This window comes from Vibrio toranzoniae (genome assembly GCF_024347655.1).
GTDB lineage: Bacteria > Pseudomonadota > Gammaproteobacteria > Enterobacterales > Vibrionaceae > Vibrio > Vibrio toranzoniae.
The window spans coordinates 252,602-277,350 of record NZ_AP025514.1; the positions used below are offsets into that span (position 1 = coordinate 252,602).

A 24,749-nucleotide genomic window follows, 5' to 3' on the forward strand; every position below is an offset into this window, starting at 1 on the left:
TCAATATTCTCACTGTGCCAACATCGATAAATGTGCTGTAGTACGTGATTATCTTGCTTCATCAAAACAACACACTGGTTTAATAAGGCAAAGATAGAAGCTTACAAAAGAGGCGAAAAGTGGTAATTTTCGTCGCCTATCATTCAGTAATATGGAACTCGATAATGCACTCCACATGGCAACCGGCCGCCACCATTAAGCAGTTAAAGCAACGTGCTGATATCCTTCATCAAATCCGCCAATTTTTTGCAGAGCGAGACGTGATGGAGGTGGATACGCCTGCGATGAGCCACGCCACGGTGACGGATGTGCATTTACATACTTTTAAAACAGAGTTTGTAGGGCCAGGTTATGCGCAAGGACAACCCCTGTTCTTTATGACAAGCCCAGAGTTTCATATGAAACGACTGTTAGCGGCGGGCAGTGGCTGTATTTACCAAATTTGTAAGTCTTTTCGTAATGAAGAGAACGGCCGTTACCACAACCCTGAATTTACGATGCTGGAGTGGTATCGAGTGGGGTTTGATCATCATAACTTGATGGACGAGATGGATTTGCTACTGCAACAGGTTCTAAAATCAGGTGTCGCAGAGCGAATGACTTATCAACAAGCTTTTATTGATGTGCTCGGTGTGTGTCCACTGGAAGACTCGATGGCGACTTTAAAGCAAGCTGCAGCGAAACTGGGTCTTAGTGATATTGCGGAACCTGAAGGAGATCGCGATACCTTACTGCAATTGCTGTTCAGCGTGGGTGTTGAAGACAAGATTGGTCAAACAGTGCCTGCGTTTGTTTATGATTTCCCGGCTTCGCAAGCGGCGTTAGCTAAGATCAATCCTGATGATTCACGAGTGGCGGATCGCTTTGAGGTGTATTTCAAAGGTATCGAGTTGGCCAATGGCTTCCATGAGTTAGACAAACCACAAGAGCAACTGCAACGTTTTGAAGATGACAATGCCAAACGTCTCGAGATGGGTTTAGCGCCTCAACCGATTGATCATCACTTGATTGAGGCATTAACAGCAGGCTTACCCGATTGTGCGGGTGTGGCGTTAGGTATCGACAGGCTGATCATGCTGGCTTTGGGTTATGACCATATCGATGATGTGACCGCTTTCCCGTTCCCGCGTTCTTAGCTTTCTGTTTTTACTGAGAGTTAATCGTCATTAGCTATTAACCATTAGCTCTCAGCTTCGAATCCGCTTCACTAGCTAACTAGAATTCCAGTGCCCACTAGCTGACCAGAATACCAGTGCCCACTAGCTGACCAGAATACCAGTACCAAGTACGGCAACAATGGCACCGATCCAAGCATAAGCATTCGGCCTCCGCTTGCTGTAAAGCCACAGTATCGGTAACAACATGATGGGTGTGGTTGATGACAGTAGAGCGACCATGCCAACATTGCCTTCCTGCAGTGCATACAAGATCAGTGTCATTCCCAGCGCCATCGCTAAAAATCCATTAACCGCGGTGATGGCGAATATCTGTCCATTCATCGGATTCAGTGCTCGCGAATGCTTGGCTCCGGTTAAGCGAAATAGTGAGTGAGCAATAAAGGCGGTGATCATTCGAATCGCTGAAGCAGCAACTGGGTCAATCTCGGTTTGCATGATAGGTTTTGCAATGATGCCACCCAGCGCTTGGCAAATCGCGGCGGTAATGCCTAGAGCGACACCAACCCACACTGTGCCCTTGATGGTTTCGAGTTGGTTTTGAGATTGACCTCGTCGACCAAAGAAGATTGCCGTTAACACACCACTAAACACCAACGCTGAGCCAATCAGCTCCATCGAAGTCATGCTTTCACTAAACAGGAAGTAACCAAGAATGGCGGAGAATACGGCGTGGCACGAGAACAGCAAACCCGCTTGGCGTGGCCCCATTCGGTTTAAACAGGCAAATAGGGCGGTATCGCCAATGAAGATACCAATGAGGCCAGAAAGCATCATGGGTGTCACTAGGTCGGCCTCGACACTTGCCCAGCCACCGGTAAACCAAGCCATGCTTGATAAGATGACCGCAGTGCAACCCATGCGCCAGCGGCTATAGGCGAAAGAACCTAAATGTTGAGCCGGTTTTACTGACATTAAGCTCGCGATCGCCCAAAGAAAAGCGGCCGCTAGAGCTAACCATTCAAATCCCATGTCATTAACATCCTTGTGTCTGGGATAAATTAGCTCATCAATATGCATCAAACCGAACGGAGAACAAAGTGATTCTTAACAAAAGAACCAGAACGTTTACAGTTCGGCTTAGCTTGGTTCGGCTTAGCTTGATGTGATCAATTACGCTTTACACTTTAAAGCGCTCCACATCTTGGCGCATCGACTGTGCAGCACGGCTCATTTCGTTTGAGCTATTGCGACTGCTTTCTGCTTGCTGTGCAAGATCGTCAGAGGCATCTTTGATCCCTTGTGTATTGCGGCTGATGTCTTCGCTTACGGCGCGCTGTTCTTCTGCGGCACTGGCAATTTGCAGCGCCATGTCGTTGATTTCAGTGATCGCTTGGGTGATTTTAGTGAGGCTGCCATGGGCTTGCTCTGCGAAGCCAACACTATTTTCCGCCAACTGAGTGCTGGTGGTCATGCTGTCAACGGCATGTTCGGTATTCTTCTGCAGCGTATCAATCATCTCGCGGATCTCTTCTGTTGATCCATGAGTCCTTTGACTTAACACGCGAACTTCATCGGCGACCACAGCAAATCCACGGCCTTGTTCACCCGCACGAGCGGCTTCAATGGCGGCATTCAATGCCAACAGGTTGGTTTGCTCGGCAATGCCTTGAATGGTCGACAGGATCTGGTTGATGCTCTGAGCGTTACTCTCTAATTCTCGAATCACATTGGCGGCGTCTTCAACTTGTGTCGCCAAGCCGGTAATGGCATCACGGTTTTGTTGAATAACCTCTTGGCCTTCATTACAAGCGGTAGCTGACGCTTGAGAAGCGGATGCGGTTAGTTCAGCATGGCTGGCCACTTCTGCGGCGGTGGCCGACATTTCATGAATCGCGGTCGCAATCTGGGTGATGTCATTTTGTTGATTCTCAACGCGAATTGAAGATTGGGTAGCCAGTTGATTGGCTTTTTCTGAATGATTGTTGAGATCGTGGCTGTGTTCTATCACGCCCTTAAGCATGCTTTGCATTTGGCTTAAGAACTGGTTGACGAGCTCGGCAAGTTTGCCAATTTCGTCCATGCGTTTGATATCGATTCGCTGAGTGAGATCGCCTCTGCCTTGAGCGAGTTGGGTCAGCGCTTCAGACAATGTTTGCAATGGATAGAGTAAGCGGTTGATGACGATGGTGCTCGCAATTGAAATGACGATGTACAAAATGAAAGAAGTCAGCGTGATAAATTGAATGGCATCGGATACCGCAGAAAAGGCCATTGCTTTATCGATAACAATGCCGAGTGACCAGTTGGTATTTGGAACGTTGGCAATGTAGACCATTTTATCCCCTTGGCCCGGCCAAGTAAGCGTGGTGATCATTTGGTTTTTAATCAGTTGCGAAACTCGGTTTGCCGTTAACTCTGGGTTCAAACTCGTCAAGGGTTTTTGGCTGAGCGCTTCATCACTGTAGGCAACGATGTTGTTGTTGCCATCGACTAAAAAGGCGAAGCCATCGTTCTCGAGTTTTACATTAAGCACCGTATCAATGATGCTGGTTACGGTTAAATCTGCCGCGAGAACACCTTGTCTTTCCCCATTGAATGCTTTCGCAAAGCTAATGACAATGCTGCCATCAAAATCTTGATAGGGTTCGGTAATGATGAGATCGGACGTTGCGTTGGCATCTTGATACCAAGGGCGAGTGCGAGGATCGTAGCCTGCTGGCCAATCTTCCCCTTTGTCGCCATAAGCAATAGTGCCGTCGCTGAATCCTGCATAAACAGACAGGAATTGTCCGGCTTGTTTGGTGATTAACAACTCGCGGTCAGAGTTATTACTGTTGGAAACAGTAGCTTCATTGGCCAGCATCATATCACTGCGAATGGAGAGCCAATCGGCAATGTAATTCGTGGTGCCGACACTCACATTTTTCATTTCTTGGTTGATCGCAATTTCAGTCTCTTGATTAAGCTGATTCACTGATATCCAAGCTTGAGCGCCACTTACGACGGCGATAATAACCGCGATTGCGATCTGAATTTTAAATTTAATAGTATGTCTCAAGGTCTATTCCTCCCTTTTTAGACAAAACGCGAATTAAAGTGACGTACTTGATATTGCAATGATGTGTTACTGGTACGTGTATAGTGTCGTTATATGAAGTGTTATAAATGTGTTTAAAATCAAAAATTTAAAAATAATTGTGATTTTTTTAATAAACAGTGAAGTGAAATCACAATTATCTATCGATTAGAACTTGATAAGCCCTCCAGATACGAAATAACGATGGCTATCTGGAGGGCGGTGATAAGAAGTTAACGCGCTAGGTGATAATAAATAGCGCGAGGTAGACGAGCAGCAAGCCGATGACCCCTAAGATGACCCCCATCTTCGCCATGTCTTTACTTTCGATAAGCCCAGTGGAGTAGGCCAATGAGTTTGGTGGTGTGGACACAGGCAAAATCATCCCCAGTGATGCTGAGAAAGCGACCACAACCAGCAAGCCTTGTAGGCCACCAATTGCGACTAAGCTTTCCATCGATGCGCCGATCGCAGCGGCAATAGGCATCAGTAAGTTGGCCGTCGCGGTGTTCGACATGAAGTTCGCCATTAACCAACACACGATAGACAATGTCAGTACCACAGCTGCAGGTGAGAGCGATTCATAATCAATCGCGTGTGCCAATGCTGCTGCTAAGCCAGTTTTATCAAGCCCGATACCGATAGCGATACCACCGGCTACCAACCACAACACATCCCAGTTAATCAGCTTGAGTTCATCTTTGCCCATGATGCCAGTGAGTGTAAATACGGCCAATGGAATAATAGACACGACGTAGGTGTTCATGCCATGTAGCTTGGTGGTCATCCACAGCACAATTGTCGCAGCAAAGGTGATGTAAACTACGATGGCTCGCCAACTCTTTTGAAACTGCCCATTGAGCTTGAGTACCATGTTTCTTTCCTTGGAGGGGAAGAGTTTTTGCAGAAGAAACCAAGCAATGGTGAGTTGGATAATGACAAAGGGTAAGCCCATTATCATCCAACTGAGGAAGTCGATACTGTTTTCGCCAGTTAAATACTGCAATGCTATTGCGTTGGGCGGTGTACCGATTGGAGTGGCGATACCACCGGTGTTGGCCGCAATTGGAATACACAACACGAGCGCTTTAATCCCCATGTCGCCTTTAGGCGCAGAAGCCACAATTGGGCCTAATAGAGCAAGCATCATTACTGTGGTCGCGGTGTTCGACATAAACATCGAGAACACAGCAGTAATCAGCATCAAGCCGAGCATAATGAAGCGCGGTTCTGTACCGAAGGGCTTGAGTAAAACCCGAGCTAGGTTGTTATCTAATTCGTATTTTGAGGCAGAGATTGCAAGCGCAAAACCACCCATAAAGAGAATAATGATAGGCGATGAAAATGCACCGAATATGTCGGTATATTTGATTAAATCACCGAGATCGTGCCCTGATGGTGGGTTTCTAAATAAGTGTAGGCCTTTGTCGGATATCATCACTAATTCTAATGCAATGATCAAAATCGAAGTGGCAAATACTGGCACCGGTTCTAGAACCCAAAGCAGTGCCGCTAACAGGAATATTGCCAGCAAGCGATGCTGAATGAGAGTGAGGTCATCGATTGGGATTGAATCGATCGGCATGAGTAACACGCCTAAGGGAATCGCAAAACAAATCAACAGCTTGACCAAGACGCCAACATTGAGTTTAGGCATGACACAAAGACCCTATTAATAAAATATCTTCAAATAGAATAAGTTATCTGTTTTTTTTGTACTTGGAGGTGGGTTGTAAAAACGAAAAGTTGTTCAAGATTTCAACGACTGTTTTGTTTTTGGTCAAACTTTTACGGGGGAGTTCTAGGTTTGTTACGAGCAGGATCGACAGCAATGAAAAAGGCGCGTTATTGACTAGAAATAACGCGCCTTTAAAAGATTGAGCAGTTAACTTGTATTTAATTTACATGTCAATGCACAAGGTTAGGCTTGGTCTGTGTTCTCAGTTGAATCAGCCGTTTCAGCCTCTACTTCCTGACCCGCAATGTGCGCGAAAGGTGTGCCCAGAACGGTTTTCACGCCATTCTGCATCGTTTCGTCAAACTTGATGGCGTCTTTAGCAAATAGGTTGATGACCGTTGAACCAAGCTTAAAGCGACCCATCTCTTCGCCTTTCTTCAAGATGACTGACGTGTCACCTTGTGCTGGGTAATCCCATTTGTAGACAGAGTTACCGCGAGGTGGTGTGATGGTGCCAGCCCATACTTGCTCGATGCTGCCGACAATGGTCGCACCAACAAGCACTTGTGCCATTGGGCCAAACTCGGTATCAAAGATACAAACCACACGCTCGTTACGTGCGAATAGATTTGGAACGTTCTCTGCTGTTAGCGGATTTACTGAGAAAAGATCACCTGGAACGTAGATCATCTGGCGCAATGTACCGTCGCATGGCATGTGCACGCGGTGGTAATCACTTGGTGATAGGTAAAGCGTTGCGAATTCACCGTCTTTAAACTCATCCGCCAGCGCTGCATCGCCACCCAATAGCTCGCGCGCTGAGTAGTTGTGGCCTTTCGCTTGAATCAGTTGACCGTCAGTAATGGGGCCAAATTGGCTGACGCAAGCGTCGGCAGGGTGAACAATAACAGAGTCACCTTCGGCAATAGGGCGCATGTCTTCTTTTAATTCACGTACGAAGAATTCATTGAATGTTTTAAAGTGTTTTGGATCGCTATGCAGCGCTTCATCCATGTTCACTTTGTATTGTTTGATGAACCAGTTGATAACCGCTGTCGTTAAGCCGCCCGCTTTAGCGGACGCTAATTTACCGACTAGTCGAGTCAGTCCATGTTGTGGAATCCAGTACTGCAATCCAACTTTAATCTTATCCATTGTATTAATTTTCCAATGCTGTTTATTTTTAATGCTAATCGCTTTTAGTGCAAACGAGGTTATGACGGTTTAGGGCGCGAGATGTTACTTAAAATCGCGGCCATTGTCAGTAATCACTGTCATCGTCAGTAAAAGCACATGCTTGTTCACCAGAGTGCGGTTAGAGATCGGCTTTCTTACTTCGCGAGTACTGACGGTTATCTTTGTTGTCAGCCATTGTTTCAATAATGCGATGGTAACTAGCGAAACGTAAGCGACTAATTCTGCCATCTTCAACGGCTTCACGCAGAATACATCCAGGGTCGTCATTGTGTTTGCAGTCACGGAACTTACAACCGCCTAAGTATGGCTTGAATTCAATGAAAGCGTCAGTGATCTCATCCGGTTCTAAGTGCCATAGGCCGAATTCACGTACGCCTGGAGAGTCGATTAGGTCGCCGCCAGAAGGGAAGTGGTATAAACGAGCTGCCGTGGTGGTATGCTGACCAAGACCTGAGTTCTCAGAGACTTCGCCTTCTTCAATGTCGAGCGTTGGCATCAATGCATTTACTAGGCTTGATTTACCCACACCCGATTGGCCAACAAAGATGTTGATGCGATCTTTGAGTTCAGCTTCCAGCTCTTTGATGCCGTAGCCAGACTCTTTACTTACAAACATCACTTTATAGCCAATTTTCTCATATATTGTCAGTGTTTCACGGTATTCCGTAATTTGCTGTTCAGTGAGTAAGTCGACCTTATTGAGAACCACAAGCGGGGCAATGTTTACCGTTTCTGAAGCAATCAAATAGCGGTCAATGATATTAAGTGAAAGCTCCGGTAGCACGGCTGAAACAATAACCATTTGGTCAACGTTGGCAGCAACCGGCTTTAGGCCATCGTAGTAATCAGGGCGAGTCAGCATTGAAGTTCTCGGTTCAACCGCTTCCACAACGCCAGAAATTCCGGCCATTGATTCTAAGCCTGCGCGCCAGATAACTCGGTCACCAGAAACTAAAGTCTCAATACTACGGCGTAAGTTACAACGATGAACTTCGTTAGTTTCAAGATCTTCGATATCAGCATGCTGACCAAAGCGTGTAATAACTAATCCACTCTTTGTACCGCCAAGCATGTTTTCATCCCACTGGATAGAATCTTCTTTCTTGAGTCGCTTGTTCTGGTTGCTACGTACACGACGTACTTGACCTTTGGTTAATTTCTTTTTTTTAGCCACAATTTTTCACTTAACACATCTAACTTGATGATTGGGGACTCAAACAAGGTGTTGCTGGTGCCATATGATTTCGATGGCCCTAAAGCTAGTTTGAGTATAGTTATTTGGGTATAGTACCTCTTTTACACATAAACAAATAGGCGACGCCTTATGTCCTTTAGCGATCAGAACCTTATTTGGGTTGATCTAGAGATGACAGGACTTGATCCTGAAACTCATAAAATCATTGAAATTGCGACTATCGTTACTGATAGTGAGCTTAACATCCTGGCTGAAGGACCTGTTTTGGCTATTCACCAACCTCAGAGTGAATTGGACAAGATGGACGAGTGGTGCACAACGACTCATACCGGCAGCGGCCTAGTGAAGCGAATTCAAGAAAGTACGGTTTCAGAACAAGATGCAATCCAACAAACGATTGAATTTCTTGAGAAGTGGGTACCAAAAGGTAAGTCACCGATTTGTGGCAACAGCATTGGCCAAGATCGCCGTTTCCTATACAAGCACATGCCTGAATTGGAAGAGTACTTCCACTACCGCTATGTTGATGTCAGTACCTTGAAAGAACTTGCTCGTCGTTGGAAGCCTGAAGTGTTAGATGGGTTTTCTAAGTCGGGAAGTCACCTGGCATTAGATGATATTCGTGAGTCGATCGCTGAGTTGCAGTACTATCGAAAAACGATTATTAATATCTAATCAGATCAAACGATCACGTTTATCTAACTTTTCAGGGACCTAAGAGCTGATTTTTTTGAAAATCTGTGTGCTTTTACAGCAGTTGAGTAAAAACTTGCGTAATTTTGCATTAAGGACTTGCATCACAAAAAAATGCTCTTATAATTCGCAGCCCTGAACGACGAAAGACGTTTCAGATTGCGATACTAGCTCAGTTGGTAGAGCGCAACCTTGCCAAGGTTGAGGTCATCGGTTCGAACCCGATGTATCGCTCCAAATTCTCTCTTGTGCTTTGCACTGAAGAAGATGGTCAAGTTTCATTGTACTTAACAATGCATCCGGACGCGGGATGGAGCAGTTTGGTAGCTCGTCGGGCTCATAACCCGAAGGTCGTCGGTTCAAATCCGGCTCCCGCAACCACATTACAGTTAGACGTTGATTTGCTGCTTGTAAGCAGAGAAGATTAACGGTTAGCTTATGCGATACTAGCTCAGTTGGTAGAGCGCAACCTTGCCAAGGTTGAGGTCATCGGTTCGAACCCGATGTATCGCTCCAATTTCTTTCTAAGAATTGATATTGGAAATATAGAGTCATCAACTTAAATGATGCATCCGGACGCGGGATGGAGCAGTTTGGTAGCTCGTCGGGCTCATAACCCGAAGGTCGTCGGTTCAAATCCGGCTCCCGCAACCACATTACAGTTGAACGTTGATTTGATGCTTGTTAGCAGACAAGATTAACGGTTAGCTTATGCGATACTAGCTCAGTTGGTAGAGCGCAACCTTGCCAAGGTTGAGGTCATCGGTTCGAACCCGATGTATCGCTCCAAATTCTCTCTTGTGCTTTGCACTGAAGAAGATGGTCAAGTTCCATTGTACTTAACAATGCATCCGGACGCGGGATGGAGCAGTTTGGTAGCTCGTCGGGCTCATAACCCGAAGGTCGTTGGTTCAAATCCGGCTCCCGCAACCATATTACAGTTAGACGTTGATTTGCTGCTTGTTAGCAGACAAGATTAACGGTTAGCTTATGCGATACTAGCTCAGTTGGTAGAGCGCAACCTTGCCAAGGTTGAGGTCATCGGTTCGAACCCGATGTATCGCTCCAATTTCTTTCTAAGAATTGATATTGGAAATATAGAGTCATCAACTTAAATGATGCATCCGGACGCGGGATGGAGCAGTTTGGTAGCTCGTCGGGCTCATAACCCGAAGGTCGTCGGTTCAAATCCGGCTCCCGCAACCACATTACAGTTGAACGTTGATTTGATGCTTGTTAGCAGACAAGATTAACGGTTAGCTTATGCGATACTAGCTCAGTTGGTAGAGCGCAACCTTGCCAAGGTTGAGGTCATCGGTTCGAACCCGATGTATCGCTCCAGCTTTATGCTTTTAAGACGTAACACTCTTAAAGCCTCTCGGTTAGAGACAAGAGTCATCAACTTAAATGATGCATCCGGACGCGGGATGGAGCAGTTTGGTAGCTCGTCGGGCTCATAACCCGAAGGTCGTCGGTTCAAATCCGGCTCCCGCAACCACATTACAGTTAGACGTTGATTTGCTGCTTGTAAGCAGACAAGATTAACGGTTAGCTTATGCGATACTAGCTCAGTTGGTAGAGCGCAACCTTGCCAAGGTTGAGGTCATCGGTTCGAACCCGATGTATCGCTCCAGCTTTATGCTTTTAAGACGTAACACTCTTAAAGCCTCTCGGTTAGAGACAAGAGTCATCAACTTAAATGATGCATCCGGACGCGGGATGGAGCAGTTTGGTAGCTCGTCGGGCTCATAACCCGAAGGTCGTCGGTTCAAATCCGGCTCCCGCAACCACATTACAGTTAGACGTTGATTTGCTGCTTGTAAGCAGACAAGATTAACGGTTAGCTTATGCGATACTAGCTCAGTTGGTAGAGCGCAACCTTGCCAAGGTTGAGGTCATCGGTTCGAACCCGATGTATCGCTCCAGCTTTATGCTTTTAAGACGTAACACTCTTAAAGCCTCTCGGTTAGAGACAAGAGTCATCAACTTAAATGATGCATCCGGACGCGGGATGGAGCAGTTTGGTAGCTCGTCGGGCTCATAACCCGAAGGTCGTCGGTTCAAATCCGGCTCCCGCAACCACATTACAGTTAGACGTTGATTTAACGCTTGTTAGCGAATAGATTAACGGTTAACTCATGCGATACTAGCTCAGTTGGTAGAGCGCAACCTTGCCAAGGTTGAGGTCATCGGTTCGAACCCGATGTATCGCTCCAGTTTTCTTCTAAAAAAGCTAATAATATTCTTTGAACCACTGCGTTTAAAGGCGACCTTGAAGGTCACGCTCTTTCTTTAATGCTGCGAAGCATAATTCCCCAAAAAAGCAAATAATCCTCCATCACGGTGGATATTTTTTTGTCTTAAATTTTCCTTAGCAACTGGAATGCTAGTAAACATCAGGTCTCTGAAGCAGCTACTTGAGGTTTTTCATATCTATAAACAGACTTATCCACAAATTCTTCCATGTGGATAACTTGGTTGATAAAGTTATTTCAGGCTTGATTCTTTATATATATCAAAAAGATCTTTCTTGTTTTTAAGACAATGCTCAAATTGAATATCTATTAAGTTATTGTTTTATATGGATTTTCTAGTGTTTGTTTGAATTTATAAAAGATCGTTAACTTGTTGTTTTTTGATCTTAATCATTTATCGGTACTGTGTTTAACTTTGTGTAGGTGTCGGATGTTTACGAGAGATCTGAATTTTTTCCACATTGTTAAATTGAGAACAAGGTCAAACATTGTTCGAAAATTATGTGCAACGAGTTGTGTCGAATATTGGACTATTGATATGAGTTTGTTTGTTAAGTGTTGATGCACAAAGGGCTAGGCGTCTCTTGGTAAGCCTTTTTCAACAATACGAATAAGTCGGTGCTTTTTGGTAGACACTTTGTTGTGACCTTCTTGTTCCCTGTTAGCGTTCGGTAACTGTTGTAGTTGTTTCCCCAAAGCCCACTCAATATGAACATCCAATAATTCACTTTGACCGCGATACGATTCTAATGATTCAACAATGCGTTGTTGAAAAGGCGCATTGCCCATGGCGACAAAAATGTTTCGCAGCCATTGGGTGTGTCCAATACGTCTGATCGCTGAACCTTCCATTCTTTTGAGAAAAGTAGCCTCATCCCAACTTGAAAGAGCAACCAGATCGGACTCTTCGAAATCTTCTCGACGGTGGAAATCTTTTTGGTCGGTAATATCGGCATGACGATTCCAAGGACATACGAGTTGGCAATCATCACAACCGTAGATACGGTTACCAATCGCTTCTCTGTACTCTTCCGGAATAATACCGTCGAACTCGATGGTTAAGTAAGAGATACACTTGCGAGCATCCACTATGCCATCATCAATAATGGCACCGGTTGGGCAGGAGGTGATACAGGCGGTACATTTTCCGCATTCATCGACACTGGGTTCATCGACCGGAAGAGGGATGTTAACTAACAGTTCTCCTAAGAAAAACCAAGAACCGGCCTCTTTATCTAGGATTAGTGAGTGTTTGCCTGTCCAACCCAGCCCTGCCTTTTGAGCAAGAGGCCTTTCTAAAATTGGTGCAGAGTCGACAAATGGGCGTGAATCTAAACCTTCGACTTCTTTCTCAATTTTTTGGCCCAGCTTTTTCAATTGGTTACGGAACAATTTGTGATAGTCACGGCCCAATGAATAACGACTGATATAGCCTTGAGTGGTATCGCTGAGATTAGAAGCAAACTGCGCTTCTGGTGGTAGGTAGTTCATTCGGGCGCTGATCACTCGAATCGTTCCAGGATGAAGCTCATCAGGACGTGCTCGCATCATTCCATGCCGAGCCATCCAATCCATTTCGCCGTGATTACCCGCATCTAGCCATGCTTGAAGAGGAGCTTCGTGTTCACTTAAATCAACATCGCAGATGCCAACTTTTTGAAAGCCTAACTCTTTTCCCCAAATTTTAATTTTTTCAGCAAGATGGTCTAGGTTCATGGCTTGATTCTTAATTCTTATTTTCTCTGTTTTACAATTAGAGATAAGGCTAATTAAAATTAGGTTCGGCAAAAATGGGGGCGGATCTTAACGGATCTTAGCGGTATTGACCAGAACAGACGTATTTTCGTCAGTATTTTTCACAGAACTTACACTTGAGTGCTTGTTTCCTAAAAGCATCACGGTTTACTATTCTTGTTCTTTTGATTTTTATATAGTCAACGATCGATTTTTAGAGAACGTATTCATGAGCATTAAGCAATTTACTTTGAAAGATGAACAAGCAACGATTCAATTAGGAACGGAGCTTTCTAATCTTTGCTCACAGCAGACGACTATTTATCTGCACGGTGATCTTGGCGCCGGTAAAACGACTTTCAGTCGCGGTTTTGTAAAAGCACTTGGCCATCAAGGAAATGTAAAGAGCCCAACGTATACTCTAGTTGAACCTTATCAACTTGCAGATTGGCAGGTGTATCACTTTGATCTCTATCGCTTAGCCGATCCTGAAGAGTTAGAGTTCATGGGAATTCGTGACTACTTTACTCCAGATGCTATCTGTTTGGTGGAGTGGCCAGAGAAAGGCTACGGGATGCTACCGGAAGCTGATTTGGATATTGAGATTCGTTACCAAGACGATCACCGTATTGTTTCTTTAACCGCTAACAGTGAATACGGACAGCGCTTACTTAATCAGTTGGATTTATGTTGATTTCTAAACGCCTTTTTTCTACAGCAGCCATGATGGCTGCTATTTTATCTTTACTGTTTTCTTCACTTTCTTTTGCTAATTCACTTAAAGGTTTGCGGGTTTGGCCTTCTCCTGAAGAAACTCGTGTGGTGATCGATCTGCAATCGGAAGCTGATTTTAGTTATTTTACTCTGAGTAGCCCGAGTCGTTTAGTTGTCGATTTAAAAAATACCAACCTTGCGACCCAGTTGCCTGTTGTGGTGAAAGATAGCCCTATTCTGTCGAAAGTCCGTAAGAGTTCCCCACCAGAGAAAAACACTTATCGCTTGGTGTTTGAGTTGAAAAGGTCGTCTGAAGCCGATTTGTTTAAACTCAGCCCAACGCCAGGTGGTCAATATGGTCACCGTTTGGTGATTGACCTCCCTCATGGTGCTATCAGTAAAGATAAGTCCACGCCGAGTAAGTCAACGGTAAGTAAAAATATTAATCAGGTTAAGCGTCAGAAAGATATTCTGATCGTGATAGATCCTGGCCACGGTGGTGAAGATCCAGGCTCGATTGGCCCAACTCGTAAGTACGAAAAGAATGCGACTTTGAGTATATCTCGTAAGCTTGCAGCCCAGTTGAATGCGGTGCCAGGAATCACGACGCGCTTAACACGCAATGCTGACTACTTTGTGAACTTGAACCGACGTGTTGCGATTGCTCGTGAGAATGAAGCTCACCTGCTGATCTCTATTCACGCGGATGCCTTTACGACACCTCAACCCAGAGGGGGATCGGTGTTTGTGTTGAATACTCGACGTGCGAATACCGAAATATCACGTTGGATTGAAAACAAAGAGAAACAATCCGAATTATTGGGTGGTAGCGGCGCGGCTTTCACTAGCAATATGTATGATAAGAATGTCAACCAAACCTTGCTTGACCTGCAGTTTAGTCACTCTCAAAAAGAAGGCTATAAATTGGCAGCGGCGATCCTGTCGGAAATGGGTAAGGTCGCAAGGCTGCATAATAGGAAGCCGATTAATACTAGTTTGGCAGTATTGCGTTCCCCACAAATTCCATCGGTATTGGTCGAGACAGGCTTTATTTCTAATCCGACGGAAGAGAAGCTTCTTTTTCAACGCTCACACCAAGATAAACTTGCGCGTGCTGTGACCAAAGCGGTCGTTAAGTATTTGAAAGCGAATCCGCCTGAAGGGATCATCTTGTCGAAGGCCACATCATCAACGGGTAGCGTTAGCCAACATAAGGTGTCTCGTGGCGAGTCGCTATCTGTGATTGCCAGCAAATATGGCACGTCGACGCAGGCCTTGATGAAACTCAATAACCTGAAATCGAGTAGCCTAGCAATCGGCCAAGTGCTTAAGATCCCAAGCAGCGCTTCAGGCTCATCATCTAGCAGTGCAGTCAAAACCAAGACCATAACGCACACGGTTAAGTCTGGAGAATATCTCGGCAAGATAGCCAGCCGTTATAAAGTTTTGGTCGCGGACATTAAGCGCGAGAACCGTTTGAAGTCTGAAACCCTGAGAGTGGGCCAAAAGTTACGTATTACGGTTGAGGTGAAAGATGTACCCTTACGTAAGCATAAAGTCGTACGAGGGGATTATCTTGGCAAGATTGCTTCTAAGTATGGCGTGAGCGTTAACAGTATTCGCCAAGCGAACAATCTACGATCCGATGGTTTAGCCGTCGGCCAAGTGCTGATTATTCCGCACAAATAAGCTTTTTAACGCAGACATGTTTCCATCAATGGCAGTAAGGTAGCTATGAATATGACGATCAAAATACTGCCAGCTCGGTTAGCTAACCAAATCGCAGCGGGTGAAGTGGTAGAAAGGCCTGCCTCTGTTGTCAAAGAGTTGGTAGAGAACAGTTTGGATTCAGGTGCCACACGTATCGATATCGATATCGAGAAAGGTGGCGCCAAGATGATCCGCGTTCGTGACAATGGCAAGGGGATCGTTAAAGATGAGCTTGCGTTGGCATTGAGCCGTCATGCTACCTCCAAAATCCATACCCTTGATGACCTTGAGGCGATCGTCAGCCTTGGTTTTCGTGGTGAAGCGTTGGCGAGTATTAGCTCTGTCGCACGCTTAACCATGACCTCTCGCCCTGCAACTCAAGATCAAGCTTGGGCTGCACACAGTGAAGGGCGAGAGATGCAGGTTAAACTGCAGCCTGCTGCGCACCCTATTGGTACCTCGGTTGAGGTGTTGGATCTGTTCTTCAATACACCAGCACGGCGCAAGTTCTTACGTACCGAGAAAACCGAATTTACTCATATTGATGAACTGCTTAAGCGAATTGCGCTAAGCCGCTTTGATGTGACGATCAACCTGCGTCACAACGGCAAGATGATTCGTCAGTACCGTGCGGCCAAAACCGATGTTCAGGCTGAAAAGCGTATTGCAGCCGTGTGTGGTAATGCTTTTGTCCGTCATATGCTTAAGATTGAGCTCGAACATCAAGGGTTGAAACTTCATGGCTGGATCACCACGCCTGAAGGAGCAAGGCAGCAAAGCGATCTGCAATACTGCTATGTGAACGGCCGTATGATGCGCGACAAATTGATCAACCATGCAATCCGTCAAAGCTATGAAACTAGCCTTCGACCAGACCAATTTGCGACGTATGTGTTGTTCATTGAGCTAGACCCGCATCAAGTCGACGTGAATGTGCACCCTGCCAAGCATGAAGTGCGTTTCCATCAAGCACGCCTTGTGCATGATTTTATTTACCAAGCATTGAGTGATGGTCTTGCGCAAAGTAAACAGATCGACGCTGCGCCAATTAATCAGTCGGCTTTTCATCAATTAGACGTCGATCATTATCAGCAAGATGGTGTTGTTTCTGAATCTAGCGATGCGACCAATGTTTCCGAACAAGAAGACACTGTGCCTGCCGATTCAGAGCAAAACTTAGTGTCAGAAAGGGTGCGACAGGCTATTGAGCAAACGCCAGCTTACCCAAGAAAATCAGAACCTGAACGAGCTTCTAATCGGTCTCAAGATCGTGTTAATGACGGCGGGCAAGACTATGCTTCATCAACTAGCTCCAGTTCATCAACCAGCCCAAATTCATCAACTAACGTAAGCTCGTCCACTCACCTCAGCTCGCTTGAGCGTGAAACCAATTTTACAGGCTCTCCTCGTCAAGAATGGATAGAGTCTCGCCCTGCACCGAAGAAAGAAAAAGAGTCGCACCAACACCATGCTGATCCCGCGCCTTCTAAGCGCGAAGTGAAAGCTTACAAAGAGCTTCTAAAAACCCCTGATTTTGATGAACAAGCCGTTGTGGATAGGCAAGTCGTTGTGGATAGATCAGAGGCAAACGTTGCGCCTTTGCAGAGGAATCCGATTTCGAATAAGCCTGACGATATTAAGCCCGTTGATACGAAACCAAGAGCTCCGGTAACTGACTTGGGGAAGGCGGTTACCGTTGTAGAGCGTCAGTACCTCGTGATGGGCAATAAAAATGGCTGTGTATTGGTTTCTTTGGCCAAGGCTGAGTTGTTGCGTGTTATTGGTCAAATGGATACTCAAAGTGGACCGTTGAAAAGCCAACCGTTGTTAGTGCCTTTATCTATTAAGCTTGGTAGTGAACTTGTCGAGGTGGCGAAAGCATTAAGCCAAACACTGACGTTACTTGGTATTGAGCTTAAGGCTCGCAACAGTGAGACGGTGATGGTGATGGGCGTGCCTTCGCCCTTGAGACAGCAAAACTTACAAATTTTGATCCCAGATCTGTTATCTTACGCGGCTTCAATAAACGGCCAGATTGTAGAGCATCACGCGGCTAACGTTGTTAACGACCTGTTGCCATCACTGGCTTCCTGGATCGGGATTCAAACCGCGCAAGTAAAAAGCGACTACACTTTATCTGAAGCGGTTCAGCTCGTTGGGGAACTTGAACAGCTTTGGCATGGTCTACTTCCATTAGATGATCCAGAGTTTGTTCATCCTATCGATTTTTCAGCGACCATAGCCGCGTTTTCGGTTTAACTTTTTCGCGACCACATTTATCTTTTCAGCTGAATGTATCGCGACATAAAGCCCTTTGCTATAAAGGCTCTAACAGAGAAAATTATACTAAATATCATGACTGAAAAATTACCTTTAGCGTTGTTTTTAATGGGCCCAACGGCATCAGGAAAAACAGAGTTAGCTATCCGCTTACGTCAGAAATTCCCAGTAGAGATCATCAGTGTCGATTCGGCATTGATCTACAAAGATATGGATATTGGCACCGCTAAACCGGATGCGGAAGAGCTCGCGCTTGCGCCTCATCGCTTGATTGATATTCTGGATCCCAGCGAAGCGTATTCGGCGGCAGATTTTCGTCGTGATGCGATCAATGAAATGAATAAGATTGTCGCGGAAGGGAAAATCCCGTTACTGGTCGGTGGCACAATGCTGTATTACAAGGCCCTGTTGGAAGGTTTATCGCCATTACCTGCCGCGGATCCAGAGATTCGTCAGCAAATTGAAGCGGAATCTATCGAGCAAGGCTGGCAAGCACTACATGATCAATTAAGAGAGATAGATCCCGTCTCCGCTGAAAGAATACACCGAAATGATCCACAAAGGCTTTCAAGGGCATTGGAAGTTTATCGAATTTCGGGTAAAACATTAACTGAGCTCACTCAAACGAAAGGCGATAGCCTGCCATTTCGTGTAAAACAATTTGCTATAGCTCCCAAGGAAAGGACTGAACTCCATCGCCGTATTGAGCTGCGTTTTGAGAAGATGATAGAAGCGGGTTTTGAAGAGGAAATGAAGGCGCTGTACGCCAGAAAAGATCTTCACCCAGAGCTCCCATCGATCCGATGCGTTGGTTATAGGCAGATGTGGGATTATTTAGACGGGAATTGTGATTTAGACGAAGCGGTTTTCCGTGGTGTCTGTGCAACCCGTCAGTTGGCCAAGCGACAAATCACCTGGTTGCGCAGTTGGGATGATTTAACTTGGTTAGATAGCGAAAACATTGAACAAGCGTTAGAAACTCTTTCAGATGCAATAGCATCTGATTAGTATTGCTGTGTATAATGTGATCGCTTTTGCGTGAATATACTCTGGAAAGGATCCGTTATTGAGGCTTTTAAAAAATCACAGCCTTTCAATAACAACGGAGTTTTTTTATTCATTTAGCTCAGATGCAAAGGCCGCACCTTTTGTGCACCACTAGCTAAATAATTACAACAAAATACAAATAAGGAAAATAAAATGGCTAAGGGGCAATCGCTACAAGACCCATTCCTAAATGCACTCCGTCGTGAGCGCATTCCTGTCTCTATCTATCTTGTTAACGGCATTAAGCTGCAAGGTCAGATCGAGTCTTTCGATCAATTTGTGATCTTATTGAAGAACACAGTAAACCAGATGGTTTATAAGCATGCGATTTCTACTGTGGTTCCTGCTCGTGCGGTTAGTCACCACAACGGCGAGCAACGTGCGCCATCTGATCGTCCAGAGAAAACTGAAGATTAATTATTTAACGAATACAGCACATGCTGTAATAAGGAGTTGGTTGCTTGTTTGACCGTTATGAATCCGGCGAGCGAGCCGTACTTGTTCATATCAACTTCACGCAAGAGGGAGAATGGGAAGACCTAAGCGAATGTGAAATGCTGGTCTCCTCTGCGGGGGTAGAAACGCTACAAGTGATTACTGGTAGCCGCCAATCCCCACTCCCTAAATACTACGTTGGAGAAGGTAAAGCCCTAGAAATTGCTCAAGCCGTTCAGCTGACCGGTGCTGAAATTGTGATTTTTAACCACTCTCTCTCTCCTGCCCAAGAGCGAAACCTCGAGCAATTGTGTAAATGTCGTGTGATTGATCGCACGGGGTTGATCTTAGATATCTTTGCACAACGTGCGCGAACTCATGAAGGTAAGCTACAAGTTGAGCTCGCTCAACTTCGTCATATCTCTACTCGACTGATTCGTGGTTGGACTCACCTTGAAAGGCAGAAAGGTGGTATTGGTCTTCGTGGTCCAGGTGAAACTCAGCTGGAAACTGATCGACGTTTGTTGCGTGACCGTATAAAGGCAATACTGCGTCGTTTAGCCAAAGTAGCTAAACAACGTGAACAAGGACGACGTGCTCGTCATCGAGCTGAAATCCCAACAATTTCTTTGGTTGGTTATACCAACGCAGGGAAATCAACACTTTTCAATCGCATCACAAGTGCAGGTGTTTATGCAGCAGATCAACTGTTTGCAACCTTAGACCCAACACTACGTAAGATTGATTTGGCAGATGTCGGGCCTGCAATTCTCGCAGATACCGTAGGTTTTATCCGTCATTTACCACACGACTTGGTCGCTGCGTTCAAGGCTACGTTACAAGAGACGCAGGAAGCTGACATTTTGTTACATGTTGTTGATGCCAGTGATGACCGCTTTCGTGAGAACATTCAGGCGGTTCATGAAGTATTAGAAGAAATTGATGCTCATGAAGTGCCAACCCTTGTAGTCATGAATAAAATTGACTGCATGGAAGACCAAAAACCTCGAATTGAAAGAGACGAAGAGGGCGCACCTCGCGCTGTTTGGGTTTCTGCAATGGAAGGAGAAGGTATTGAACTGCTGTTTGAAGCTTTAACTGAGCGTTTAGCTAGCCAGATGGTTCAATTCCGGTTGTGTATTCCACATCAACATCAGGGCCGTATTCGCAGCTTATTCTTTGAGATGAAATGTATTCAACAAGAAGAGTATGATGAAAATGGTAACTTGTTGATAGATATCCGAATGCAACAAATAGATTGGTCTAAACTTGAAAAAAGAGAAGGGGCGCTCTTAGGTGACTTTATCGTTACCAAAGAGACTGCTACAGTATAACGTCATATCAAATGATGGAGCTTTCTAATGGCGTGGAATGAGCCTGGAAATAATAACAACGGTGATAATAACGGCCGCGATAATGACCCTTGGGGTAATAAAAATAATCGCGGCGGCCGAGATCAAGGACCGCCAGATCTAGACGAAGTGTTTAATAAACTAAGTCAAAAGTTAGGTGGCAAGTTTGGTAAAAAAGGTGGTGGCGGTAACGGACCATCTATTGGTGGAGGCGGTGCAATTGGCTTTGGTGTCATTGCCGTTATTGCCATTGCTATCTGGTTCTTCGCTGGTTTCTACACAGTTGGTGAGGCAGAAAGAGCAGTCGTGCTTCGACTGGGTCAGTTTGATCGTATCGAAGAACCTGGCCTTAACTGGCACCCACGTTTCATCGATGAAGTGAAATCGGAACAACTGGTAAACGTTCAAGCGATTCGTTCGCTACGTGCTTCAGGCACGATGCTGACAAAAGACGAAAACGTTGTGACCGTTGAGATGGGCGTTCAATACCGTGTTTCTGACCCATACAAATACTTGTATCGTGTAACGAATGCGGACGACAGTTTACGTCAAGCAACCGATTCTGCGCTTCGTGCGGTGATTGGTGATTCACTGATGGATAGTATCCTAACGAGTGGCCGTCAACAGATTCGTCAAAGCACTCAAGAAACGCTCAATCGTATTATCGATAGCTACGACATGGGTATTCTGATTGTTGATGTGAACTTCCAGTCAGCACGTCCACCAGAGCAAGTGAAAGATGCATTTGATGATGCAATCGCGGCTCGTGAGGATGAAGAGCGTTTCGAACGTGAAGCTGAAGCATACCGAAATGACATTCTTCCAAAAGCAACAGGTCGTGCTGAGCGTTTGAAGAAAGAAGCGGTTGGTTATTCAGAGCGCACCGTTAATGGTGCTCTAGGTCAAGTGGCTCAGTTCGAGAAACTGCTACCGGAATACCAAGCAGCGCCTGAAGTAACACGTAACCGTATGTACTTAGATACAATGGAAAAAGTGTACTCAAGCACATCGAAAGTGCTGATTGATTCTGAATCAAGCGGTAACTTGCTATACCTACCAATTGATAAGCTAGGTGCTCAAGGTGAAGGTCAGTCGGGTAAGCGCTCGAAAAAAGCCCCATCGACTTACGATCAAATTGAGCTAGAAACTCAAGCGGATCCAAAGTCTAGCACTCAAACTCGTTCAGATAGTTCACGTCAAGGGAGATACTAATAATGCGTAAGTTAATGATCCCTGTATTGGTTGTGACATTGGCTTTACTACTAATGTCAGTGTTTGTGATTCCTGAAGGCGAGCGCGGTATCGTGATTCGTTTTGGTCGTGTATTGAAAGATAATAATGATATCTCTCAGATCCACGAACCGGGTCTGCACTTTAAGTTGCCATTGTTCGACCGTGTGAAAACACTTGATGCGCGTATTCAGACAATGGATGGTCGTTCAGACCGTTTCGTAACGTCAGAGAAAAAAGACGTCATCATTGATTCATACGTTAAGTGGCGTATCCAAGACTTCGGTCAATACTACTTGGCAACAGGTGGCGGTAATGCATTGACGGCTGAAGCGCTACTTGAGCGTAAAGTAACGGATGTATTACGTTCTGAGATCGGTTCGCGTGAAATTAAGCAAATCGTGTCAGGTCCTCGTAATGAGGATATTCTGCCAGACTCTGCTGATAGCGAAGTTGTGACAACGGTAGCGGCTGCAGAAGCGCTAGAGGTGGATGGTGAACGCGATAAGATCATGGCAAACGTGTTGTCTGATACTCGTGAGAGTGCGTTTAAAGATCTTGGTGTTGAAGTCGTTGATTTCCGTATGAAGAAAATCAACCTTCCAGACAACATCAGTGACTCTATCTATAAGCGTATGCGTGCCGAGCGTGAATCGGTTGCCCGTAAGCACCGTTCACAAGGTCGTGAGAAAGCAGAAGTTATTCGCGCTCAAGCTGAGCTAGAAGTAGCGACTGTGCTTGCTGAAGCGGATCGTACCGCTCGAATCACGCGCGGTGATGCCGATGCAGAAGCAGCGAAGATCTACTCAGATGCTTTCAACAAAGATCCTGAGTTCTATGGTTTCATGCGTTCACTGCAAGCTTATGAGACATCATTTAGCGATAAGAGCGACATTCTAGTACTGGATCCGAAGACAGACTTCTTCCGTTACATGAATCAAGCAAGTGGTGTTCAAGCAAAATAAGCGGATTCGTGAGTTAATGACTAACAGAATGCGTTAAAAATCAAAAGGCTCCCATCATGGGAGCCTTTTTGTTTTCTGGCAGCTGAGAATTCACTGTTTTGGAACTTCAGGGAGGCCGCTCAACCGCGTTGTGCTTGGAGAAAGCCTAACGATAAGTCATGAACGCGATAACCGCTCCGGCGACAACAAGACAGCCTCCAATGCGACGTAGTTGGGTGTCTGGTTGCTGGCTAAGTTGGGCAACCATATTTCTCCAACCGTTTGGTGCCACTAAGGGCCCAAGCCCCTCGACGATAAGAACAAGCCCAATAGCGAGCCAAATTGAATGGGACATCATGCTGCCTTATATTTATAAAAAGATAATGATATCAGCATCTTTAAAGCTCCGCCCCGAGTTATCGCAGATTTGTTTTTGAATGGCCTTGATGATTATGCACAAAAAGTGACTGCAAGAAGCGTAATTCAGTGCTAGAATCCATTTTTAATTAGCAACAGAAATTGGAAAGATGGGAAATAACGTAGTCGTTCTAGGCACCCAATGGGGTGATGAAGGTAAAGGTAAAATCGTTGACCTTTTAACTGAAGATGCAAAATATGTGGTTCGCTACCAAGGCGGTCACAATGCAGGTCACACACTTGTAATTGACGGTGAAAAAACCGTTCTTCACTTAATTCCATCAGGCATCCTACGCAATAACGTTAAATGTGTTATCGGTAACGGTGTAGTTTTATCGCCTGACGCACTTCTAAAAGAAATGAAGCCTCTTGAAGATCGCGGTATCCCTGTACGTGAACGTCTTTTCATTTCTGAAGCTTGTCCTCTAATTCTTCCGTACCACATTGCTATCGACAACGCGCGTGAAGTCGCTCGTGGCGCGAAAGCTATCGGTACAACGGGTCGTGGTATCGGTCCAGCTTACGAAGATAAAGTTGCTCGTCGCGGTCTACGCGTTGGTGACCTTTTCGATAAAGAAGCCTTTGCTGAAAAGCTAAAAGAAGTCATGGAATTCCATAACTTCCAACTAGAGCATTTCTACAAAGCAGAAACAGTAAGCTACGAAGAAGTACTTGAGCAAGCGATGAGCTACGCAGACATGCTAACTGCGATGGTTATCGATGTAACTGACGAACTAGACGCAGCACGTAAGCGCGGCGACAAGATCATGTTCGAAGGTGCTCAAGGTACGCTACTTGATATCGACCACGGTACTTACCCATACGTAACGTCTTCTAACACGACGGCTGGTGGTGTTGCTGCAGGTTCTGGTTTCGGTCCTCGTCACATCGGTTACATCCTTGGTATAACTAAGGCTTACTGTACTCGTGTTGGTTCAGGTCCATTCCCAACTGAGCTATACGATGGCCTTGAGAAGCAAGATCCAATTGGTAAGCACTTAGGCGATGTTGGTCACGAGTTTGGCGCAACAACAGGTCGTCTACGTCGTACAGGTTGGTTCGATGCGGTTGCTATGCGTCGTGCAATCCAAATCAACTCTCTATCTGGTATCTGTCTAACAAAACTAGACGTTCTAGATGGCCTAGAAGAACTGAAAATCTGTACTGGTTACAAGATGAAAGATGGTTCTATCCTAGAGGTTTCTCCAATGGCTGCTGAGTCATTTGAAGAAGCAACGCCAATCTACGAAACTATGCCTGGTTGGACTGAGAACACATTTGGTGCTAAATCAATTGATGCGCTTCCACAAGCTGCTCTTGATTACATCAAACGTATCGAAGACCTAACTGGCGTGCCAATTGATATTATATCAACTGGCCCAGATCGTAACGAAACTATCATCAAGGTTCACCCATACAGCGCGTAATGCCTGCCTGAGTGATTCAGCACATAAAGTGTTGTGATAATTAAATCGTTTCTAAAAGCCGACTTTGTTAAGTCGGCTTTTTAATACCTGCAATTTGAGAGTCGAATACCAATCACAGTAAGTAAGTGATCAAAAATAGCGCCGGAAAAATGCTTGAGAACAAGGCAGAATTTTTCGATAAGTAGTTATTCTACAATCAAAAACTCTAACGAAGTTATCGAGTATTTTAACAAGCTAGAGTGAGCAG

Annotated in this window: 18 protein-coding genes and 15 tRNA genes; 26 read left to right on the top strand and 7 right to left on the bottom strand. The window is 45.3% G+C overall.

Annotation, left to right across the window (positions count from 1 at the left end):
• Positions 1–164 precede the first annotated feature (164 nt).
• Entirely contained in the window at positions 165–1,136 is a 972-nt protein-coding gene (gene epmA / locus OCU50_RS01150) for an elongation factor P--(R)-beta-lysine ligase (RefSeq protein WP_060467024.1), read from the top strand.
• A gap of 123 nt (positions 1,137–1,259) precedes the next feature.
• Here the strand turns inward: epmA and OCU50_RS01155 are convergent, their stop codons facing one another.
• From OCU50_RS01155 to rsgA, 5 genes are all read right to left on the bottom strand, one after another.
• A complete protein-coding gene (locus OCU50_RS01155; protein ID WP_046223497.1) occupies positions 1,260–2,147 on the bottom strand; it encodes a DMT family transporter in 888 nt (295 codons plus the stop codon).
• 148 nt (positions 2,148–2,295) lie between these two features.
• On the bottom strand, positions 2,296–4,176 hold the full coding sequence (locus tag OCU50_RS01160) for a methyl-accepting chemotaxis protein (RefSeq protein WP_060467025.1): 1,881 nt from the start codon (positions 4,174–4,176) through the stop codon (positions 2,296–2,298).
• 259 nt (positions 4,177–4,435) lie between these two features.
• The gene (locus tag OCU50_RS01165) at positions 4,436–5,851 is read right to left on the bottom strand and encodes an SLC13 family permease (protein WP_060467026.1); all 1,416 of its coding nucleotides are present in this window, start codon (positions 5,849–5,851) and stop codon (positions 4,436–4,438) included.
• A gap of 264 nt (positions 5,852–6,115) precedes the next feature.
• Positions 6,116–7,027: an archaetidylserine decarboxylase gene (gene asd / locus OCU50_RS01170; protein WP_060467027.1), complete on the bottom strand. Its 912-nt coding sequence runs from the start codon at positions 7,025–7,027 to the stop codon at positions 6,116–6,118.
• A gap of 160 nt (positions 7,028–7,187) precedes the next feature.
• The gene (gene rsgA / locus OCU50_RS01175; RefSeq protein WP_017055372.1) at positions 7,188–8,243 is read right to left on the bottom strand and encodes a small ribosomal subunit biogenesis GTPase RsgA; all 1,056 of its coding nucleotides are present in this window, start codon (positions 8,241–8,243) and stop codon (positions 7,188–7,190) included.
• A 150-nt stretch (positions 8,244–8,393) separates the two neighbouring features.
• Here rsgA and orn point away from each other — a divergent pair, with 150 nt between their 5' ends.
• From orn to OCU50_RS01255, 16 genes are all read left to right on the top strand, one after another.
• Complete coding sequence (gene orn / locus OCU50_RS01180) at positions 8,394–8,939, top strand: oligoribonuclease (RefSeq protein WP_017055371.1); 546 nt, start codon at positions 8,394–8,396, stop codon at positions 8,937–8,939.
• A gap of 179 nt (positions 8,940–9,118) precedes the next feature.
• Positions 9,119–9,194, top strand: a tRNA-Gly gene (locus tag OCU50_RS01185).
• 67 nt (positions 9,195–9,261) lie between these two features.
• Positions 9,262–9,338, top strand: a tRNA-Met gene (locus OCU50_RS01190).
• Between the two features lie 59 nt (positions 9,339–9,397).
• Positions 9,398–9,473 (top strand) — tRNA-Gly (locus OCU50_RS01195).
• Positions 9,474–9,534: 61 nt separating this feature from the next.
• Positions 9,535–9,611 (top strand) — tRNA-Met (locus tag OCU50_RS01200).
• Between the two features lie 59 nt (positions 9,612–9,670).
• Positions 9,671–9,746: transfer RNA gene (locus OCU50_RS01205), tRNA-Gly, on the top strand.
• A gap of 67 nt (positions 9,747–9,813) precedes the next feature.
• A tRNA-Met gene (locus OCU50_RS01210) sits at positions 9,814–9,890 on the top strand.
• A gap of 59 nt (positions 9,891–9,949) precedes the next feature.
• Positions 9,950–10,025, top strand: a tRNA-Gly gene (locus OCU50_RS01215).
• 61 nt (positions 10,026–10,086) lie between these two features.
• Positions 10,087–10,163: transfer RNA gene (locus OCU50_RS01220), tRNA-Met, on the top strand.
• 59 nt (positions 10,164–10,222) lie between these two features.
• A tRNA-Gly gene (locus OCU50_RS01225) sits at positions 10,223–10,298 on the top strand.
• 80 nt (positions 10,299–10,378) lie between these two features.
• A tRNA-Met gene (locus OCU50_RS01230) sits at positions 10,379–10,455 on the top strand.
• Positions 10,456–10,514: 59 nt separating this feature from the next.
• Positions 10,515–10,590 (top strand) — tRNA-Gly (locus OCU50_RS01235).
• An 80-nt stretch (positions 10,591–10,670) separates the two neighbouring features.
• A tRNA-Met gene (locus OCU50_RS01240) sits at positions 10,671–10,747 on the top strand.
• A 59-nt stretch (positions 10,748–10,806) separates the two neighbouring features.
• Positions 10,807–10,882 (top strand) — tRNA-Gly (locus OCU50_RS01245).
• An 80-nt stretch (positions 10,883–10,962) separates the two neighbouring features.
• Positions 10,963–11,039: transfer RNA gene (locus OCU50_RS01250), tRNA-Met, on the top strand.
• A gap of 58 nt (positions 11,040–11,097) precedes the next feature.
• Positions 11,098–11,173: transfer RNA gene (locus OCU50_RS01255), tRNA-Gly, on the top strand.
• Between the two features lie 612 nt (positions 11,174–11,785).
• Here the strand turns inward: OCU50_RS01255 and queG are convergent.
• Positions 11,786–12,928, bottom strand: coding sequence for a tRNA epoxyqueuosine(34) reductase QueG (gene queG / locus OCU50_RS01260; RefSeq protein WP_017055699.1), 1,143 nt, complete (start codon positions 12,926–12,928; stop codon positions 11,786–11,788).
• Positions 12,929–13,175: 247 nt separating this feature from the next.
• Between queG and tsaE the strand changes: the two genes are divergently transcribed.
• The 8 genes from tsaE to hflC all read left to right on the top strand — a co-directional run bounded on the left by tsaE (position 13,176) and on the right by hflC (position 22,679).
• Positions 13,176–13,640, top strand: a complete 465-nt coding sequence (gene tsaE, locus OCU50_RS01265; RefSeq protein WP_017055700.1) for a tRNA (adenosine(37)-N6)-threonylcarbamoyltransferase complex ATPase subunit type 1 TsaE — start codon at positions 13,176–13,178, stop codon at positions 13,638–13,640.
• Positions 13,634–15,349: an N-acetylmuramoyl-L-alanine amidase gene (locus OCU50_RS01270; RefSeq protein ID WP_060467033.1), complete on the top strand. Its 1,716-nt coding sequence runs from the start codon at positions 13,634–13,636 to the stop codon at positions 15,347–15,349. Before tsaE ends, OCU50_RS01270 begins: the two co-directional genes overlap by 7 nt.
• Positions 15,350–15,400: 51 nt before the next feature.
• Positions 15,401–17,629: a DNA mismatch repair endonuclease MutL gene (gene mutL / locus OCU50_RS01275; RefSeq protein WP_060467034.1), complete on the top strand. Its 2,229-nt coding sequence runs from the start codon at positions 15,401–15,403 to the stop codon at positions 17,627–17,629.
• A gap of 96 nt (positions 17,630–17,725) precedes the next feature.
• Positions 17,726–18,658, top strand: coding sequence for a tRNA (adenosine(37)-N6)-dimethylallyltransferase MiaA (miaA, locus tag OCU50_RS01280; RefSeq protein ID WP_060467035.1), 933 nt, complete (start codon positions 17,726–17,728; stop codon positions 18,656–18,658).
• Positions 18,659–18,850: 192 nt separating this feature from the next.
• Positions 18,851–19,114, top strand: a complete 264-nt coding sequence (gene hfq, locus OCU50_RS01285; protein ID WP_017055704.1) for an RNA chaperone Hfq — start codon at positions 18,851–18,853, stop codon at positions 19,112–19,114.
• 44 nt (positions 19,115–19,158) lie between these two features.
• Positions 19,159–20,466, top strand: coding sequence for a ribosome rescue GTPase HflX (hflX, locus tag OCU50_RS01290; RefSeq protein ID WP_017055705.1), 1,308 nt, complete (start codon positions 19,159–19,161; stop codon positions 20,464–20,466).
• Between the two features lie 27 nt (positions 20,467–20,493).
• Complete coding sequence (hflK, locus tag OCU50_RS01295) at positions 20,494–21,696, top strand: FtsH protease activity modulator HflK (protein ID WP_060467036.1); 1,203 nt, start codon at positions 20,494–20,496, stop codon at positions 21,694–21,696.
• 2 nt (positions 21,697–21,698) lie between these two features.
• Positions 21,699–22,679, top strand: a complete 981-nt coding sequence (gene hflC / locus OCU50_RS01300) for a protease modulator HflC (protein ID WP_060467037.1) — start codon at positions 21,699–21,701, stop codon at positions 22,677–22,679.
• Between the two features lie 145 nt (positions 22,680–22,824).
• Here the strand turns inward: hflC and OCU50_RS01305 are convergent, their stop codons facing one another.
• A complete protein-coding gene (locus OCU50_RS01305; protein WP_017055708.1) occupies positions 22,825–23,013 on the bottom strand; it encodes a DUF2065 domain-containing protein in 189 nt (62 codons plus the stop codon).
• A gap of 172 nt (positions 23,014–23,185) precedes the next feature.
• Here OCU50_RS01305 and OCU50_RS01310 point away from each other — a divergent pair, with 172 nt between their 5' ends.
• Positions 23,186–24,502: an adenylosuccinate synthase gene (locus tag OCU50_RS01310; RefSeq protein WP_017055709.1), complete on the top strand. Its 1,317-nt coding sequence runs from the start codon at positions 23,186–23,188 to the stop codon at positions 24,500–24,502.
• The last annotated feature ends 247 nt before the right edge of the window (positions 24,503–24,749 follow it).